Below are 18,328 nucleotides of genomic sequence, written 5' to 3'. Positions count from 1 at the left end.
TTTCTCCGTTCACATTATTCAAAGTGGCCGCAAGCGCGCTTGCGGCCAACAGACATTACAGACCCGGTATTACAGGTCCAGGATCAGGCGAGCCGGATCTTCGATGGCGTCCTTGATGGCCACCAGGCTCAGTACCGCTTCGCGACCATCGATGATGCGGTGGTCGTACGACTGTGCAAGGTACATCATCGGGCGCACGACAACTTGACCATTCTCAACCACGGCACGCTCCTTGGTGGCGTGCATGCCCAGAATGGCCGATTGCGGCGGGTTGATGATGGGAGTGGACATCATGGAACCGAAAGTACCGCCATTGGAAATGGTGTAGGTACCGCCAGTCAGCTCTTCCACGGTCAGCTTGCCTTCCTGGGCGCGCTTGCCGAAGTCGGCGATCTGCTTTTCGATCTCGGCCAGGCTCAGCTGGTCGGCATTGCGGATGACCGGCACCACCAGACCACGCGGGCTGCCTACGGCCACGCCGATGTCGAAGTAACCGTGGTAGATGATGTTGTTGCCATCAACCGAAGCATTGACGATGGGGTATTTCTTCAGCGCGGCCACCACGGCCTTGACGAAGAAGCCCATGAAACCCAGCTTCACGCCGTGTTCCTTCTCGAAGCGATCCTTGTAGCGCGCGCGCAGGTCCATCAGCGGCTTCATGTTCACTTCGTTGAAGGTGGTGAGGATGGCGTTGGTCTGCTGGCTCATCACCAGACGCTCGGCCACGCGCTGACGCAGGCGGGACATCGGTACGCTCTGTTCCGGACGGTCACCCAGCACGGCAGACACGTTCACGGCAGCCGGGGTAGCAGCCAGTGCCACGCCGGCATTGCCAGCAGCAGCCAGTACCGGACCGGCTTGCGACGGTGCAGCGGCAGCAGCCTGTACGTCTTCCTTCAGCACACGACCGTCACGGCCGGTGCCGGCCACATTGGCCAGATTCACGCCGGTTTCGGCGGCCAGCTTGGCAGCGGACGGCATGGCAGCGCCACCCGGTGCAGCGGCCGGAGCAGCCTGAACCGGAGCCGGTGCGGCAGCAGCCGGGGCAGCAGCAACAGCTGCCGGGGCATCGCCAGCCTTGGCGGCGGTGTCGATACGGGCGATCAGCTGACCGGACACCACGGTGGCGCCGTCCTGCTCGATGATTTCAACAATCACACCAGCCTGCGGTGCCGGCAGTTCCAGCACCACCTTGTCGGTTTCCAGATCGATGACGTTTTCGTCGCGATTGACGAAATCGCCAGCTTTCTTGTGCCAGGTCATCAGCGTGGCTTCGGAAACGGACTCAGGCAGTTGGGGGACTTTGACTTCAATAATCATGTTCTTCTCCAGAGCGGGGCAGCTGCGGTGCTGCCCCCGTCATATCATTCGTTGTGATGGCGTGTACTTACTTGGCAATCGTCATAGCTTCTTCGACGAAGGACTTGAGCTGGGCAACGTGCTTGCTCATATAGCCTACGGCCGGGGAAGCAGAGGACGGACGACCAGCGAACGACAAGAACTGCTTGCCGCTCAGCAGACCTTCCAGGCGATGGCGAATCTGGTACCAGGCACCCTGGTTACGCGGCTCTTCCTGCACCCACATCACTTCCTTGGCTTGCGGGAAGCGTGCCAGTTCGGCGGCTACCTGCTCGGTCGGGAAGGGATACAACTGCTCGATACGCACGATGGCGATGTCGTCTTCCATACCCTTGTCCTTGCGGCCGGCGGCCAGGTCGTAATACACCTGACCGGCACACAGCACCACGCGCTTCACCTTCTTCGGATCCTGCACCACGGCATCGCCGATCACCGGGCGGAAGCTGCCGTTGGTAAAGGCTTCGATCGGGCTCATGGAGTCCTTGAAGCGCAGCAGACGCTTGGACAGGAAGATCACCAGCGGCTTGCGATACGGACGCAGCACCTGACGGCGCAGCATGTGGAACATCTGGCTGGCTTCGGACGGCATCACGATCTGCATATTGTGCTCGGCGCACAGTTGCAGCCAGCGTTCCAGACGGGCGGAGGAGTGTTCCGGACCCTGGCCATCGTAGCCGTGCGGCAGGATGGTGGTCAGGCCACACAGACGGCCCCACTTGGTTTCGCCAGAGGAGATGAACTGGTCAATCGCCACCTGGGCGCCGTTGGCGAAGTCGCCGAACTGGGCTTCCCAGATCACCAGCTGGTCCGGAGCGGAACAGGCGTAGCCATATTCGTAGGCCAGCACGGCTTCTTCGTTCAGGATGGAGTCGATCACCAGGAATTCGGCCTGGTTGTCCGACATATTGCGCAGCGGTACATAGGAACCCTGGTCCCAGCGCTCGCGGTTCTGGTCGTGCAGCACGGCATGGCGATGGGAGAAGGTGCCACGGCCGGAGTCTTCACCGGACAGGCGTACACCAAAACCATTGGTTACCAGCGAAGCGTAGGCCAGGGTCTCGGCCATGCCCCAGTCGGCATTCTGTTCACCGGCAGCCATCGCCTTGCGGGCGGCCAGCACCTTCTGCACGGTCGGGTGCAGCTTGAAGCCTTCCGGCAAGGTGGTGAACTTCTCGGTCAGGCGCTGGATGTCAGCGCGCGGCAGCGAGGTATCGGTGGGGTGTGCCCAGTGGGTGCCCAGATACTGGCTCCAGTCCAGAGCGTGTTCGCGCTTGTAGTTGGTGAGCGCGGTCTGTTCCACGTGCTCGCCCTTGTCCAGCGCGTCGCGGTAGGCCTGGATCATGCCTTCGGCTTCTTCGGCCTTCAGCACGCCTTCCTGTACCAGACGCTCGGCATACATGGCGCGCACGCCCTGATGCTTGGCAATCTTCTTGTACATCATCGGCTGGGTCAGGAAGGGATCATCACCTTCGTTGTGGCCCAGTTTGCGGTAGCAGACCAGGTCGATGACCACGTCCTTGTTGAACTGCATGCGGTAGTCCAGCGCGGCCTGCATCACGTAGCAGACGGCTTCCGGATCATCACCGTTGACGTGCAGGATGGGCGCTTCGACCATCTTGGCCACATCGGTACAGTACAGGGTGGAACGCATGTCGCGCGTGTCCGAGGTGGTGAAACCCACCTGGTTGTTGATGACGATGTGGATGGTACCGCCGGTACCGTAGCCACGGGTCTGCGACAGGTTGAAAGTACCCTGGTTGACACCCAGGCCGCCAAAGGCGGAGTCACCGTGGATCAGCACCGGCACGGCGCACTTGCGCTCGTTGTCCTTGCGACGATCCTGACGGGCGCGTACCGAACCTTCCACCACCGGGTTGACGATTTCCAGGTGGGACGGGTTGAACGCCAGCGACACGTGCATCGGGCCATTGGCCGTGGGGATGTCGGAGGAGAAACCCATGTGGTACTTCACGTCGCCGGAAGCCATTTGCTGGGCAGCCTTGCCTTCGAATTCGGCGAACAGGTCGCGCGGCTGCTTGCCCAGGGTGTTCACCAGCACGTTCAGACGGCCACGGTGGGCCATGCCGATGATCAGTTCCTGCACGCCGACCGAGGTGGCGTTGTGAATCAGGTGATCCAGCGCAGCGATGGTCGATTCGCCGCCTTCCAGCGAGAAGCGTTTCTGGCCAACGTATTTGGTATGCAGATAGCGTTCCAGGGTCTCGGCCGCCGTGATCTGCTTGAGAATGCGCAGTTTTTTGCCGGCGTCGTAGCGCGGGGTGGACAGATCGCCTTCAAAGCGCTTCTGTACCCAGTGCTTCTCGTCCGACTTGGTGATGTGCATGAACTCCAGGCCGATATTGCCGCAGTAGGTCTGCTTCAGGCGCGACAGGATGTCGGACAGCGGCAGCTTCTGCGGAGCCACCAGCGAGCCCACATTGAACTGCACCGCCATGTCGGCATCGGTCAGGCCATGCTTGACCGGATCCAGCTCGCGCAGGGTTTCCTGATCCATGCGCTTGAGCGGGTCGAGGTTGGCCTGACGGGAACCCAGTACGCGGTAGGCCGAAATCAGCTTCAGCACACCCACCTGCTTTTGCATGGTTTCCCATTCGCCGCCGCTGCTGTTGCGCGGGCCGCTGGCCGGTTTCTTGGCCAGTTGAATGAAGGATTCCTGGATGGGCATGTGTGGTACATCGCGCTCGGCTGCGCCCGGAGCCTGGGCCAGCTTGTCGAAGTATTCACGCCATTCGGCTGGAACCGAATTCGCATCAGCGAGGTACTGTTCGTACAGTTCCTCGATGAACGGTGCATTCCCACCGAACAGGTAGGAATGACTGTACATGGATTGCATCATTATTCGACCCTTTGTTATCTACGTACGTATCTACGTTTGGCTACATTGCTGCGTGGAGAAAGCGTTGTGGAAAAGACGCAAGAAGGGCCTTCGTAAGGAAGGGCAAATCCGTCTCCATTCTTTTCCGCAGCGCTCTGTCGGCGTCTGTCGTGAAACCGGCTACTGTATTCTGTTCAACAGGCTAAAAAGTTGGCCGAAACGTGTCCGGCCAACTTGTCACAGCTTGATCAGCGCTTGTCGATATCGACAATATCGCGGCGCGGTGCGCCGGTGTACAGCTGACGCGGACGACCGATCTTCATCGCCGGGTCACCGATCATTTCGCTCCAGTGCGCAATCCAGCCCACGGTACGGGCCAGGGCGAAGATCGGAGTGAACATCGATACCGGAATGCCGATGGCGGACAGCACGATACCCGAGTAGAAGTCCACGTTCGGGTACAGCTTGCGCTCGATGAAGTACGGGTCTTCCAGGGCGATCTTTTCCAGCGCCATGGCCAGCTTGAACTTCGGATCGTTGTGCAGGCCCAGTTCGTTCAGCACTTCGTCGCAAGTGGTCTTCATGATGGCGGCGCGCGGGTCCATGTTCTTGTACACGCGGTGGCCGAAGCCCATCAGTTTGTAACGCTTGTCCTTCACGCCTTGCATGAAGTCGGCCACGTTGTCCACGCTGCCGATTTCATCCAGCATCTTCAGCACGGCTTCGTTGGCACCACCGTGGGACGGGCCCCACAGGCAGGCGATACCGGCGGCGATACATGCGAACGGGTTGGCACCGGAGGAGCCGGCCAGACGCACGGTGGAGGTGGACGCGTTCTGCTCGTGGTCGGCGTGCAGGGTGAAGATGCGGTCCAGCGCGCGGGCCAGAACCGGGTTCACCTTGTACTCTTCACACGGGGTGGAGAACATCATGTGCAGGAAGTTTTCCGCATAGGTCAGGCCATTCTTCGGGTAGGAGAACGGCAGGCCCTTGTTGTAGCGGTAGGCTTGTGCAGCGATGGTCGGCAGCTTGGCCACCAGACGGTGGGCCGAAATGCGACGGTGTTCCGGATTGGTGATGTCCAGCGAGTCGTGGTAGAAGGCGGACAGCGCGCCAACCACACCCACCATGACGGCCATCGGGTGTGCGTCACGACGGAAGCCCTTGAACAGGCTCATCAGCTGGTCGTGCAGCATGTTGTGGCGCATCACGCCACGTTCGAATTCCTTGCGCTGTGCTGCAGTCGGCATTTCGCCGTTCAGCAACAGGTAGCACACTTCCAGGTAATCGCTCTTTTCAGCCAGCTGTTCGATCGGATAGCCGCGGTAGTAGAGCTGACCCAGATCACCGTCGATGAAGGTGATGGCAGACTCGCAGCTGGCGGTAGCCAGGAAGCCCGGGTCAAAGGTAAACATGCCGGTTTTGGAGAAGGCACGGATATCGACGACATCCGGACCCAGAGTGCCGGACAGAACCGGCATTTCCAGGTTGTCCTTGCCCTCGTTGTAAGTGAGCGTCACTTTGCGGTTGGTTTCCACAGCAATACTCCCAGTCAGTTTTGTGGTGTTGTAATAATCGTTTTGGGCCCTGCATCCTGCGGCTCAGACAGCCCGCAGGATCTCGATGATGGCGGCCTCTTCCGGATCGTCCAGGTCAGCCTTGCCGTTCACCACATCCAGAAAATCGGTGTCGGGCAAATCGAGAATACGCTTGTAGGCGTCGATCTCCGCCGGGGAGAGCGCATCGAAGCGCTGGGCAAAAAACCGCTCCAGCACCAGATCCAGCTCCAGCAACCCCCGGCGGGACCGCCAACGGATCCGTTTGAGTTCAATCGGATCGTAGGCGGTCATACTGCACGCTTGACCATCAGGTCCTTGATCTTGCCGATGGCCTTGGTCGGGTTCAGACCCTTGGGGCAGACATCAACACAATTCATGATGGTGTGACAACGGAACAGGCGGTACGGATCTTCCAGGTTGTCCAGACGCTCGTTGATGGCGGTATCGCGGGTATCGGCAATGAAGCGATACGCTGCGAGCAGGCCGGCCGGGCCAACGAATTTGTCCGGGTTCCACCAGAACGACGGGCAGGACGTGGAGCAGCAGGCGCACAGAATGCACTCGTACAGACCGTTCAGCTCTTCGCGGTCTTCCGGGCTTTGCAGGCGCTCGCGTTCCGGCGGCGGCGTGTCGTTGATCACATACGGCTTGATCGAGTGGTATTGCTTGAAAAACTGGGTCATGTCCACGATCAGGTCGCGCACCACCGGCAGGCCCGGCAGCGGGCGCAGTTCGATGGGTTGCTTCAGGTCGCGGAAATCGGTCAGACAGGCCAGGCCGTTCTTGCCGTTGATGTTCATGGCATCCGAGCCACATACGCCTTCACGGCAGGAGCGGCGGAAGGTGATGGTGTCGTCCTTCACCTTGAGCTTGGTCAGCGCATCCAGCAGTTTGCGGTCGGTGGAGTCCAGCTCGACGCTGATGTCCTGCATGTAGGGCTTGGCATCCTTGTCCGGATCGTAACGGTAGATGCGGAATTTGACGGTTTCAGTAGTCATCTTGTTCAAGCCCTTAGTAGGAACGGGTCTTCAGAGCGATGGTGTCGACAGTCAGCGGCTGCATGTTCACCGGCTTGTATTCCAGACGGTTGCCGTCGCGCGACCACAGGGTGTGCTTCAGCCAGTTGGCATCGTCACGACCGTTCGGCGTTTCGGCAGTATCCGGCGCATCGTCACGCACGTGGGCACCACGGGATTCGGTACGGGCATTGGCCGAGATCATGGTGGCCTTGGCCACTTCGATCAGGTTTTCCAGCTCCAGCGCCTCGATACGAGCCATGTTGAATACGCTGGACTTGTCGGAAATTTCGGTCTGTTGAACCATCTTTTCCACTTCCAGAATCTTCTCAACGCCTTGTGCCAGCATGTCCTTGAAGCGGAACACACCGCAGTGCGCCTGCATGGTGCGCTGCATGGCGGTACGGGCATCGTTCACGGCAACGCCATTGGTCTGCTTGTTCAGGCGCTCAACGCGAGCGACGGAACGCTCAACATCGGACGTAGCCAGTTCCGGCAGTTCCAGCGGCTGTTGCTTGATGAAGTCGATCATCGAGTTGGCCGAGCTCTTGCCGAACACCAGCAGGTCGAGCAGGGAGTTGGTACCCAGACGGTTGGCGCCGTGTACCGAGGCACAAGCGCATTCGCCAGCAGCGTAGAAACCGGTAACCGGCTTGCCACCCACCACCACTTCACCGTGGTAGTTGGTAGGGATGCCGCCCATCTGGTAGTGGCAGGTCGGTACCACCGGGATCGGTGCCTTGATCGGGTCAACGCCGGCAAACTTGATGGAGATTTCACGGATGCCCGGCAGCTTGGACATGATCACTTCGGGGTCGAGGTGAGTGATGTCCAGCAGCACGTGATCCTTGTTCGGGCCGCAACCGCGACCTTCGTTGATCTCGGTCACCATGGCGCGGGAAACCACGTCACGCGAAGCCAGATCCTTGGCATTCGGTGCATAGCGTTCCATGAAGCGTTCACCTGCGCTGTTGCGCAGAATGCCACCTTCACCGCGTACGCCTTCGGTAATCAGCACACCGGCACCGGCCACGCCAGTGGGGTGGAACTGCCAGAATTCCATGTCTTCCAGCGGGATGCCGGCACGTGCGGCCATACCCAGGCCATCACCGGTATTGATGAAGGCATTGGTGGAAGAAGCGTAGATACGACCAGCACCGCCGGTAGCAAACAGGGTGGCCTTGGCCTGGAACACCACGATTTCCGAGGTTTCCATTTCCATGGCGATCACGCCCTGCACATTGCCGTCGGCGTCGCGAATCAGGTCCAGCGCCATCCATTCCACAAAGAAATGGGTGTTGGCGCGCACATTGCGCTGATACAGCGCGTGCAGCATGGCATGACCGGTACGGTCGGCGGCAGCACAGGCGCGACGCACCGGCTTTTCACCGAAGTTGGACATGTGGCCGCCAAACGGACGCTGGTAGATGGTGCCATCAGCGTTACGGTCGAACGGCATGCCGAAGTGTTCCAGCTCGGTCACCACCTTCGGTGCCTCGCGGCACATGAATTCGATGGCATCCTGGTCGCCCAGCCAGTCCGACCCCTTGACGGTGTCGTACATATGCCAGTGCCAGTGATCTTCCTCGGAATTACCCAGCGAGGCGGATACACCGCCCTGTGCTGCCACGGTGTGGGAGCGGGTGGGGAATACCTTGGACAGTACGGCAGTCTTCAGGCCAGCTTCGGACAGCTGCAGGGCGGCACGCATGCCGGCACCACCTGCGCCAACGATTACTGCATCAAAATGACGAACAGGTACGCCCATTACAGCCCCCAGACAACTTTAACGGAATAGATGAAACAGGACACAAGCCACACGATGGTGAAGGCATGCAGCGCCAAGCGCAGGCCGGTGGGCTTGATGTAGTCCATCCACACATCGCGAATACCTACCCATACGTGCAGGAACACTGCCAGCAGGGTGGTCTGGGTCAGCACTTGCACCCAGGTTTGCGCGAAGAAGTCTTTCCAGCCTGCGTAGCTGGACGGCATGGTCAGCAGGAACAGCGCCAGAGCTACGGTATAGATCACCATGATGGTGGCCGTCACGCGCTGCATGACCCAGTCGCGCAAACCGTAGTGAGCGCCGATGACAGAGCGGTTTACCATAGAGCTACTCCCAGAATCAGAGTCAGGGCCAGGCTAACCACCACCACAGTCTTGGCGGTAGCACGGGCAGTTTGCAGTTCCAGACCCTTATGGATATCCAGGAACAGGAAACGAATACCGGCACAGAAGTGATGCATGTAGGCCCACAACAAACCGATGAGGATGATCTTCATCAGCGGATGCGCGACTACGGCACGGTAGGTTTCAAAAGACTCTGCTGAACTGAGCGAACCATGAAGGAGGTAGATCAACAGCGGGAGGGAAAAGAAGAGCGCCACACCACTGACCCGGTGCAGGATCGAGACAATACCCGGAATGGGCAGTCTGATCGTGGCCAGATCCAGGTGCTTCGGTCGTTGCTTCTGCATATGGCTTCCTTGGATGTATTTGAACCAAGTGGTTATCTCCGGGCCCCTGTCTGGAAGCCCGCCTGAAAGGTCCGCCCTTGTAAAAACCGGGTGGTCCCTCTCAATACTGAACATCATGTTGCCCGATGCTGCAGGGCAATATGATCTGGAAATTCTAGCAAAAATCACCCGCCTGCTGCCCGTTTTTTGCCGGACAAGCGACATTTCCATGCTGGCAGGCGACATCAACAGCCCTTTTGCAGCAGCGCCAGATCACGACTCAGGCAATAGCGCTGCCGCCATTCCACTCTCTCTCCAACTGACGAAAAGGTCAGTCTGAGCACACTCAATACCGGCTCTTCAAGTGCCGCGCCGGACAAACCCAGCAAACTCGCATCTTCGCGCGGCAACATGACAGCACGGTACTGCTCGCGACTTTCTACCACTCTTACACCAAAGCGCTGTTGCAAGGTGGCATACACTCCGGCAGCAGATCGAAACCAGCGCGCCTCCATGCCGTCAAAACGCTCGGCCGGCAAATAAGCTTCATCCAGCGCCACCGGCCTGCCCTGCCCACGCCACAACTGGCGCACCCGAAACATCGGCGCATGCCGCCGCAACTGCAACGCCACCGCCATGTCGTCACTGGCATTCATGCGCGAGATGGCCAGAAATTCACAACTGAGCCGATCCGGCATTTCATCGAACACACCGGGCGACTGCAGCAAGGATGTGCCCCAGTCGCTGAGCACGGCGGCGACAAAAGTACCCTTGCCCTGCTGACGGTATAGCAGGCCATCCGCCACCAACTCACTCAGCGCCTTGCGCACCGTTCCCTGACTCACCGACATCTCTGCCGCCAGGTCCCACTCGCTAGGCAGCGCATCATGTTCCAGCCACTCACCCTCGGCGATACGGCGCAGCAGAAACTGCTTGATTTGCACATAAAGCGGCTGACGGCGCGGAGCATTAGCAATCATGTAGTGGCTTTGTATCATCAAATAAATCAAGCGTAAAGGGATGTCTTATATAAGACATAAGATAACAAGCAGCTTATCAGAATTTCTGATGGGGAATCCAGTGCCACATGATCTACACTCCGTGATACACTCGCTTCACACTTATAGTGCAGAGCAACATCTGCAATTTGAGACAGTCTCGGATATCTAAAGGAGAGTCCACCGATGAAAGCTCCCGTTCGCGTTGCCGTTACCGGCGCTGCTGGTCAGATTGGCTACAGCCTGCTGTTCCGTATCGCCAGTGGTGAAATGCTGGGCAAAGACCAGCCGGTCATCCTGCAACTGCTCGACCTGCCGCAAGCCCAGACCGCCGTTAAAGGCGTGATGATGGAACTGGAAGACTGTGCCTTCCCGCTCTTGGCCGGCATGGTTGCCACCGACGACCCGAACGTCGCTTTCAAGGACGCTCAAGTTGCCCTGCTGGTGGGTGCACGCCCGCGTAGCAAGGGTATGGAACGCAAGGACCTGCTAGAAGCCAACGGCGCCATCTTCACCGTTCAGGGCAAGGCACTGAACGACCACGCCGACCGCAATGTCCGCGTTCTGGTAGTTGGCAACCCGGCCAACACCAACGCCTGGATCGCCATGAAGAGCGCTCCGGACCTGAATCCGAAAAATTTCACCGCCATGTTGCGTCTGGACCACAACCGCGCCCTGTCGCAGATCGCCGCCAAGACTGGCAAGCCGGTCGCTTCGATCAAGGACCTGGCTGTTTGGGGCAACCACTCGCCGACCATGTACGCCGACTACCGCTTCGCCAGCATCGATGGCCAATCGGTAAAAGCCATGATCAACGACGAAGCCTGGAACCGTGATGTATTCCTGCCGACCGTTGGCAAGCGTGGTGCCGCCATCATCGAAGCACGTGGCCTGTCCTCTGCTGCTTCCGCCGCCAATGCCGCCATCGACCACATCCACGACTGGGTGCTGGGCAGCAATGGCAAGTGGGTGACCATGGGCATTCCGTCCGACGGTTCCTACGGCATCCCGGAAGGCGTGATGTACGGCTTCCCGGTTGTATGCGAAAATGGCGAATACAAGATCGTCGAAGGTCTGGAAGTGGACGAGTTCAGCCGCGAACGCATGAACTTCACCCTGGCCGAGCTGGAAGAAGAGCGCGCAGCTGTCGCTCACCTGTTTGGCTAAGCATTAGCCAGATCAGCGAAAAGCGCACCAACTGGTGCGCTTTTTGTGTTTGATCAATACCAGCAAGAACATTTGAATTTACTAATACAGACTGCTACTGGAGCATGAACATGATTGAAGTCGAAGTCCTGAACCAGATTGCGGCCACGATTGAAAACCTGGCCGAGCGCGCCACCGATATTCGGGGGTATCTTTGACTACGACGGAAAAAAAGACCGTCTGGAAGAAGTAAGCCGCCTCACTGAAGATTCCGACATCTGGAACGACCCCAAGCGCGCCCAGGAACTGGGCCGCGAACGCAAGCAACTGGAAGATGTGGTCCTGGTGCTGGACAGCATCAATGCCAGCATCGCCGATGCGCGCGAACTGCTGGAAATGGGCAAGAGCGAAGAAGATGACGAAACCATCTTCGCCGTAAAAACCGACATGGAAGAAGTCGAAGCCAAAGTGGCCAAGATGGAATTCCGTCGTATGTTCCACGACCCGATGGACCCCAACAACTGCTTCCTGGACATCCAGGCCGGTGCTGGTGGTACCGAGGCACAGGACTGGGCCGGCATGCTGTTGCGCATGTATACCCGCTATGCCGAACGCAAGGGCTTCAAGGTAGATGTACTGGAAGTCTCCGAAGGTGAAGTGGCTGGCATCAGCAGCGCCACGCTGAAGATCGAAGGCGAATACGCCTACGGCCTGCTGCGTACCGAAGTGGGCGTACACCGCCTGGTGCGCGTATCGCCGTTCGACTCCAATGCCCGTCGCCATACCTCCTTCTCCTCGGTATTCGTGTACCCGGAAGTGGACGACAGCTTCGAGATCGACATCAACCCGGCCGATTTGCGCGTTGATACCTACCGCGCCTCCGGTGCCGGTGGTCAGCACATCAACAAGACCGACTCGGCCGTACGTATTACCCACTTGCCCACCAACACCGTGGTGCAGTGCCAGAATGACCGCTCGCAGCACCGCAACCGCGATGAAGCCATGCAGATGCTGCGCGCCAAGCTGTACGAACTGGAACTGAAAAAGCGCAACGAGGCCAAGCAGGCGCTGGAAGACACCAAGACCGATGTGGGTTGGGGTCACCAGATCCGCTCCTACGTGTTCGACCAGTCCCGCATCAAGGACCTGCGTACCAGCTATGAAGTGGGCAATATCAAGGGCGTCATGGATGGCGACCTGGACGGCTTCATCGAAGCCAGTCTGAAACAGGGCGTGTAAACGTCCGGGCTGGCTGCCACAGCCAGCCTGCATTACCGCAGCGTAATACCTTAATTGTTGGCCGATGAGGCCTGGCGGGGGAATGGCCCCCTGCCCTTACCGCAGTAGTCAACGGAGTCATCATGTCTGAACGTGAACAAGCATCATCCCTGAGTCAGGACGAAAACCAGATCATGGCGGAGCGCCGCCAGAAGCTGAAGAGCATCCGCGAAAAACGCGTGGCTTTCCCCAACGATTTCAAGCGCAGCCACTTTGCCAAGGATCTGCAGGAAAAACACGCGGGTAAAGACAAGGAAGCTCTGGAAGCCGAAAAGATCGAGGTTGCCGTTGCCGGCCGCATGATGTTGAAGCGCGTCATGGGCAAAGCCAGCTTTGCTACCTTGCAGGATGGCAGTGGCCGTATCCAGGCCTATATCGCCAACGATGGTGTCGGCGAAGCCGAACACGCCGAGTTCAAGCACTTCGACCTGGGTGACATCATCGCCATCCGCGGCGTGCTGTTCAAGACCAAGACCGGCGAACTGACGGTCCAGGCCAGCGAAGTACGCCTGCTGTCCAAGAACATCCGTCCGCTGCCGGAAAAATTCCACGGCATGACTGATCAGGAACAAAAGTACCGTCAGCGTTACGCCGACCTGATCATGAGCGAAGACAGCCGCAACACCTTCATCAAGCGTTCGCAGATCGTGCAGAAGATCCGTGACGTCATGGTGAGCGAAGGCTATCTGGAAGTGGAAACCCCGATGATGCACCCCATTCCGGGCGGTGCCACGGCCAAACCGTTTGTCACCCACCACAATGCGCTGGACATGCCGCTCTACCTGCGCATCGCGCCGGAACTGTACCTGAAGCGCCTGGTTGTTGGCGGCCTGGAACGCGTATTCGAGATCAACCGTAACTTCCGTAACGAGGGGATGAGCACACGCCACAACCCCGAGTTCACCATGATCGAGTTTTACGAAGCCTACAGCGACTACCAGCGCATGATGGAGATGACCGAAAACATCATCCGCCGCTGTGCCGAAACCGTCTGTGGCGGCACCACCATCAGCTACAACGGCAAGGAAGTGGAACTGGGCAAGCCGTTCGACCGCTTCACCATCGTTGGCGCCATCAAGCACTACAACCCGCAATATACCGATGAGCAACTGGGCGACGCTGCCTGGGTAGCCGCCGAGATCAAGCGCCTGGGTGGCAAACTGCCGCCGGCACCGGGTCTGGGCAGCCTGCAACTGGCCCTGTTCGAAGAATGTGCCGAAAGCCTGCTGTGGAACCCGACCTTCATCATCGACTACCCGGTGGAAGTTTCCCCGCTGGCGCGTGGTTCGGATGCTGATCCGGCCATCACCGAACGCTTCGAGCTGTTCATCGTCGGCCGTGAGCACGCCAACGGTTACTCCGAGTTGAACGACCCGGAAGACCAGGCCGCCCGCTTCCTGTCGCAAGTCGCCCAGAAAGACGCCGGCGACGACGAAGCCATGCACTATGACGCCGACTACATCCGCGCCATGGAATACGGCCTGCCGCCGACCGGCGGCTGCGGTATCGGCATCGACCGTCTGGTGATGCTGCTGACCGATGCCCCATCCATCCGCGACGTCATTCTCTTCCCGCAAATGCGTCCGGAATAAGCAGTCTTACCCCTGCAGAAAGTGCAAATGGCCTTGTTATCCGACAAGGCCATTTTTTATTTGTGCAAATTGGATCGTAACAATTGAATAGACCATGGCAATCAACATAAAATGCCATTGGTTTAAAAACCAATGTTATGCATGTCAATTCACAATAAAGCCTGACCAGAAACTGCTTTCTTGTGCATGTCATTGGTTTTTACAATGCCGATCCAGAAATCAAGCCAACTCCGAAAGTGAATCATCCGTATGCGCATTCTGCACACTACCCTTGCTGTCTGTTCTGCCGTCTGTCTGATCACCCCGGCATTTGCCGCCAAAAGTTCAACGGGCAATGCCGATATTCTCGCGGCCAATAACCAGTACAGCCTCTATCTGCAAAACACCAAAATGGACTATGCGGAAACCGGCGGCAGCCATGGCTCTGCTCCGGGACTGCTGGATACCGAAAACGGCAATATCCCCGGTTTTGGCCTGAGCGCCACATCCATGTCTGACTGGGCACTGGGCAATGACTACCTGCAGTTCGACTTCAATTACAGCAACGGCAACACCGATTACGTGGGTTCCTACATCAACAGCAATGCCGGTTACGGTTCGCTCAAATCAAGCAGCACGGCTCACATCTACAACTACAGCGCCCGCTACGGCAAGGGCTTCAACACATCCAAGCAGACCATGCTGACCCCCTATGTCGAACTGGGTCACCACCGCTGGGAACGTGGCCTGTCTGCCACCCAGGATGAAACCTACAGCCATAGCTATGGTGGCCTGGGCTTGCTGTTGCAGGTGGCACCGGTCAACAAGCTGGTCCTGAACGCGGATCTGTTTTATGGCCGTACCTTCCAGTCGAAAATCAGCACTAATAGCTACACGCTGCCAGAAACCACGCTGGGCAACTCCTCCTTCAAGCGTTACGGTGTCGGCGCCGATTATGCTTTCAGCCAGCGCTTCCATGGCAAGATCAGCTACAGCCACGAAAGCTACTCGTATGGCATCAGCGATCTGAGCAGCTATGGCTATTACGAGCCCAACAGTTCGACCAAGAACAACATCTATCGCGTAGGCATCGGCTACGCGTTCTAAGCTGTAAAAAAAACCGCAAGGTCAGCCTTGCGGTTTTTTTGATCTCCTGCGTGCCAGCCTCATTCAAGCGGCAGCAAGTTTCCCTTGGCCAGCAAGCCGGCAAACTCCTCGGGCGGCATCGGTTTGGCCAGCAGATAGCCCTGGATCAGGTCACAGCCTTCCTGCTTGAGGAAGCGCCACTGATCGATGGTTTCCACGCCTTCGGCCACCACCTGCATATTGAGGTTTTTCGCCATATTGATGATGGCCCGGGCAATGGCGGAGTCGTCTGGATCATTGGGGATGTCACGCACGAAGGAACGGTCGATCTTCAGTTTGTCCGCCTTGAAGCGCTTGAGGTAGGACAGGCTGGAATAGCCGGTGCCGAAGTCATCAATGGATAGCTGCAGCCCCATGCCCTTGATGCTGTCAATCGCCTGCAAGGTGCTGGTTACGTCTTCCATGATCACGCTTTCCGTCACTTCCACGTCCAGCATGTCGGCAGACAGACCGTGGCTGCGCAGCGCGGTTTCCAGCACCTCGGCCAGGTCTTGCTGGCGGAACTGCAAGGCCGACAGATTAACGGCCAGCGACATCTTGGGCAGCCCCTGGCCATGCCACAAGGCCAGCTGGCGGCAGGCTTCGCGGATCACCCAGTTGCCAATCTGCACAATGAAGCCGCGCTCCTCGGCCACTTCGATAAAGCGCGCCGGCCCCAGAATGCCCAGTGAGGGGTGATTCCAGCGGATCAGCGCCTCGGCCCCGGTAATGCGCCCGTCGGCCATGGCCACTTGTGGCTGGTAATGCAGGATGAATTCATTGCGTTCCAGGGCAAAGCGCAGCTGGCTTTCGATGGCCAGAATCTCACGCGCCCGCGCATTGAGGTCGGCCGTGTAGAACTTGTAGCTGTTACGACCCGACGACTTGGCGTGATACATGGCGGCATCGGCATTGCGCACCAGGGTTTCAAAGTCGCGACCATCATCCGGGTACACACTGATGCCGATGGACGGGGTAATGGTGATGGTGTGATTGTGTAGCTCAATCGAGGCACCAAATGATTCACGGATGCGCTCGGCAGCCAGTGCCGCTTCGCTTGGATCGGAAATTGCCGGCAGCAGGATGATGAATTCGTCGCCACCTTGCCGCGCCACGGTTTCGCCGGCAGCCAGCGAGGACTTGATGCGGTCGGCCGCCACCTGCAGCAGGATGTCGCCGGCGGAGTGCCCCAGCGACTCGTTCACCGTTTTGAAGCGGTCCAGGTCGAGCAACAGCAGCGCCATCTGTTCGTTGTCGCGGCAGGCATTGTGAATCGCCAGCTCGACGCGGTCGTGCATGTGGGCGCGGTTGGGCAGACTGGTCAGCACGTCGAAGTGCGCCAGGAACTGGATGCGCTCGTCGGCAGCCTTGCGCTCGGTCAGATCGCTGAAGATGGCCACGTAATGGGTGATTTCAGACAGCGGGTTACGTACCGCGTTAATGGCCAGCCATTCGGGGTAGATTTCGCCATTCTTGCGGCGGTTCCAGATTTCGCCCTGCCAGGAGCCCTGACTATCAATGGCCAGCCACATATTGCCGTAGAAGGCTTCATCGTGGCGGCCGGACGACAGGATGCTGGTTTTCTGCCCCAATACTTCCTGCTGCGAATAGCCGGTAATTTCAGTGAATGCCTTGTTGACGCTGCGAATGCGCTTGTCGCTGTCGGTGATCATGATGCCTTCGACAGTGTTCTCGAACACCTTGGCCGCCAGTTGCACCCGTTCTTCTGCCGCACGTTTTTCCGAAATGTCGCGCACCATGCGCCATACCGCATTGATGCGGCCAAAGGCATCGCGCATGGCGACGGTCTTGACGCTGACCGGCACCTGATTGCTGAAGCGGTTCATGTACACCGCCTCGAATTCGTCGCAATAACCGAAGCGCAGCACCTTGTTGTCCAGGTTGAAACGTTCCAGCGCCTCACTCTCCTGCCCCACCAGCGACCAGAAATTCTGCTGCTTGAGCTGGTCGAGGTTGTAGCACATCAGGTTGAGAAAGGCCGGGTTGGCATCCATCACCTGGCCGTCCAGCGAACTGATGACAATACCATCCAGATTGGACCAGAACAGTTCGCGGTATTTGTTTTCCGAGCGGCGCAGCGCATCTTCCACCTCGCGGCGGCGGGAAATATCTGCCTCCAGCGCCAGGGTCTTGGCACGCAGCTCGTCAATCAGCCGCTTCAGTTCGGAGCGGGTCCATTCCAGATGCTTGCCCAGCTTGCCGATTTCATCACGCCGCGCCCAGTAGAACGGCGACTCCAGCTTGAGTTCGGCCAACTGGGTGGCCTGCTCGGTGAGGCTGTGCATGGGTCGCAGGAAACGCGAATGCAGAATGCTCATGATCAGCAAAATGGACAACACCAGCTGCGCCACCAGAATCAGCAGGATGTTTTTCACCTGATTGTGCAGGGCATTGGCCAGATGCTCGGTATCAAACTCCAGCGTGACCTGGCCAATTTCCTCGCCACGGTAAATCACTGGTTTTTGTACGAAGGAAACACCACCCACGCGCCGCTCGCTACGCAAGGCCGACAGGAAGACCTGATTGGACTGGGTGTCGGTCACCCGGATCGACACCACGCGGGCATCTTCCATCACCGAGGAAATCAGCGGGCTGCCAGCCTGACGGCTGAGGTTCCACAATGGCTCCTGCATGCCCAGCGCCACAATGTCCAGCAAGCGCTTTTCGTCGGTTTCCAGCTGGGCAGTGAGGTTGTCCCGTTGGATATTGATACTGAGATAACTGATGATGGAGGCAGGAATCAGCAAGCCGAGTACCACGGCGATCGTGAAGACCGTGCGCAAGGAAAGGCTGGAAGTAACTGGGTTCTTTTCTTCTTGGGATGCCATCATTATCAATTATCAAAAAGCGTTCATGGCGCGGAAAACCCGCTATCAATATTTAGCTGCATAATTGCAGCCCATCTACTGTCAATCAGATTGATCGCATAATAAGTCAGACCTTTGTCAGTTATAAGCGAT

14 protein-coding genes are annotated in these 18,328 nt (G+C 58.3%); 4 read left to right on the top strand and 10 right to left on the bottom strand.

From position 1 onward, the window contains the following. Positions 1 to 69: 69 nt before the first annotated feature. The 9 genes from odhB to EAY64_RS08135 all read right to left on the bottom strand — a co-directional run bounded on the left by odhB (position 70) and on the right by EAY64_RS08135 (position 10,209). Positions 70 to 1,320 (bottom strand): 2-oxoglutarate dehydrogenase complex dihydrolipoyllysine-residue succinyltransferase, encoded by a 1,251-nt coding sequence (odhB, locus tag EAY64_RS08175; RefSeq protein ID WP_103524278.1) that lies wholly within the window; start codon positions 1,318 to 1,320, stop codon positions 70 to 72. A 67-nt stretch (positions 1,321 to 1,387) separates the two neighbouring features. Continuing rightward, positions 1,388 to 4,216 (bottom strand): 2-oxoglutarate dehydrogenase E1 component, encoded by a 2,829-nt coding sequence (locus EAY64_RS08170; protein ID WP_103524277.1) that lies wholly within the window; start codon positions 4,214 to 4,216, stop codon positions 1,388 to 1,390. A 227-nt stretch (positions 4,217 to 4,443) separates the two neighbouring features. Then, on the bottom strand, positions 4,444 to 5,733 hold the full coding sequence (gene gltA, locus EAY64_RS08165) for a citrate synthase (RefSeq protein ID WP_103524276.1): 1,290 nt from the start codon (positions 5,731 to 5,733) through the stop codon (positions 4,444 to 4,446). Positions 5,734 to 5,796: 63 nt separating this feature from the next. Beyond that, entirely contained in the window at positions 5,797 to 6,045 is a 249-nt protein-coding gene (locus EAY64_RS08160; RefSeq protein WP_103524275.1) for an FAD assembly factor SdhE, read from the bottom strand. Continuing rightward, a complete protein-coding gene (locus EAY64_RS08155) occupies positions 6,042 to 6,752 on the bottom strand; it encodes a succinate dehydrogenase iron-sulfur subunit (RefSeq protein WP_045845610.1) in 711 nt (236 codons plus the stop codon). Before EAY64_RS08155 ends, EAY64_RS08160 begins: the two co-directional genes overlap by 4 nt. A gap of 13 nt (positions 6,753 to 6,765) precedes the next feature. Continuing rightward, entirely contained in the window at positions 6,766 to 8,538 is a 1,773-nt protein-coding gene (sdhA, locus tag EAY64_RS08150; protein ID WP_103524274.1) for a succinate dehydrogenase flavoprotein subunit, read from the bottom strand. Then, positions 8,538 to 8,882: a succinate dehydrogenase, hydrophobic membrane anchor protein gene (gene sdhD, locus EAY64_RS08145; RefSeq protein ID WP_045845608.1), complete on the bottom strand. Its 345-nt coding sequence runs from the start codon at positions 8,880 to 8,882 to the stop codon at positions 8,538 to 8,540. Before sdhD ends, sdhA begins: the two co-directional genes overlap by 1 nt. Next, positions 8,876 to 9,250, bottom strand: coding sequence for a succinate dehydrogenase, cytochrome b556 subunit (gene sdhC / locus EAY64_RS08140; protein ID WP_045845607.1), 375 nt, complete (start codon positions 9,248 to 9,250; stop codon positions 8,876 to 8,878). Before sdhC ends, sdhD begins: the two co-directional genes overlap by 7 nt. 224 nt (positions 9,251 to 9,474) lie before the next feature. Continuing rightward, entirely contained in the window at positions 9,475 to 10,209 is a 735-nt protein-coding gene (locus EAY64_RS08135) for a GntR family transcriptional regulator (RefSeq protein WP_103524323.1), read from the bottom strand. 204 nt (positions 10,210 to 10,413) lie between these two features. On the opposite strand from EAY64_RS08135, the gene EAY64_RS08130 reads away from it, so the two are divergent. The 4 genes from EAY64_RS08130 (at position 10,414) to EAY64_RS08115 (ending at position 15,329) form a co-directional block, all read left to right on the top strand. Beyond that, the gene (locus tag EAY64_RS08130) at positions 10,414 to 11,394 is read left to right on the top strand and encodes a malate dehydrogenase (RefSeq protein WP_103524273.1); all 981 of its coding nucleotides are present in this window, start codon (positions 10,414 to 10,416) and stop codon (positions 11,392 to 11,394) included. Between the two features lie 150 nt (positions 11,395 to 11,544). Beyond that, positions 11,545 to 12,612 carry a peptide chain release factor 2 gene (gene prfB, locus EAY64_RS08125; protein WP_158604639.1) on the top strand — a complete coding sequence of 356 codons (1,068 nt, stop codon included), beginning with the start codon at positions 11,545 to 11,547 and terminating at the stop codon, positions 12,610 to 12,612. A gap of 122 nt (positions 12,613 to 12,734) precedes the next feature. Then, positions 12,735 to 14,243: a lysine--tRNA ligase gene (gene lysS, locus EAY64_RS08120; protein WP_103524271.1), complete on the top strand. Its 1,509-nt coding sequence runs from the start codon at positions 12,735 to 12,737 to the stop codon at positions 14,241 to 14,243. A gap of 249 nt (positions 14,244 to 14,492) precedes the next feature. Continuing rightward, complete coding sequence (locus EAY64_RS08115; protein ID WP_103524270.1) at positions 14,493 to 15,329, top strand: hypothetical protein; 837 nt, start codon at positions 14,493 to 14,495, stop codon at positions 15,327 to 15,329. A gap of 59 nt (positions 15,330 to 15,388) precedes the next feature. On the opposite strand, the gene EAY64_RS08110 is transcribed toward EAY64_RS08115, so the two are convergent. Continuing rightward, positions 15,389 to 18,199: a bifunctional diguanylate cyclase/phosphodiesterase gene (locus EAY64_RS08110; protein ID WP_103524269.1), complete on the bottom strand. Its 2,811-nt coding sequence runs from the start codon at positions 18,197 to 18,199 to the stop codon at positions 15,389 to 15,391. Positions 18,200 to 18,328: the final 129 nt, after the last annotated feature.

The organism is Aquitalea palustris (genome assembly GCF_003693445.1).
In the GTDB taxonomy this organism is placed as follows: domain Bacteria; phylum Pseudomonadota; class Gammaproteobacteria; order Burkholderiales; family Chromobacteriaceae; genus Aquitalea; species Aquitalea palustris.
The sequence above is the reverse complement of the archived record's forward strand: the minus strand, read 5'-3'. Positions and strand labels throughout refer to the sequence as shown.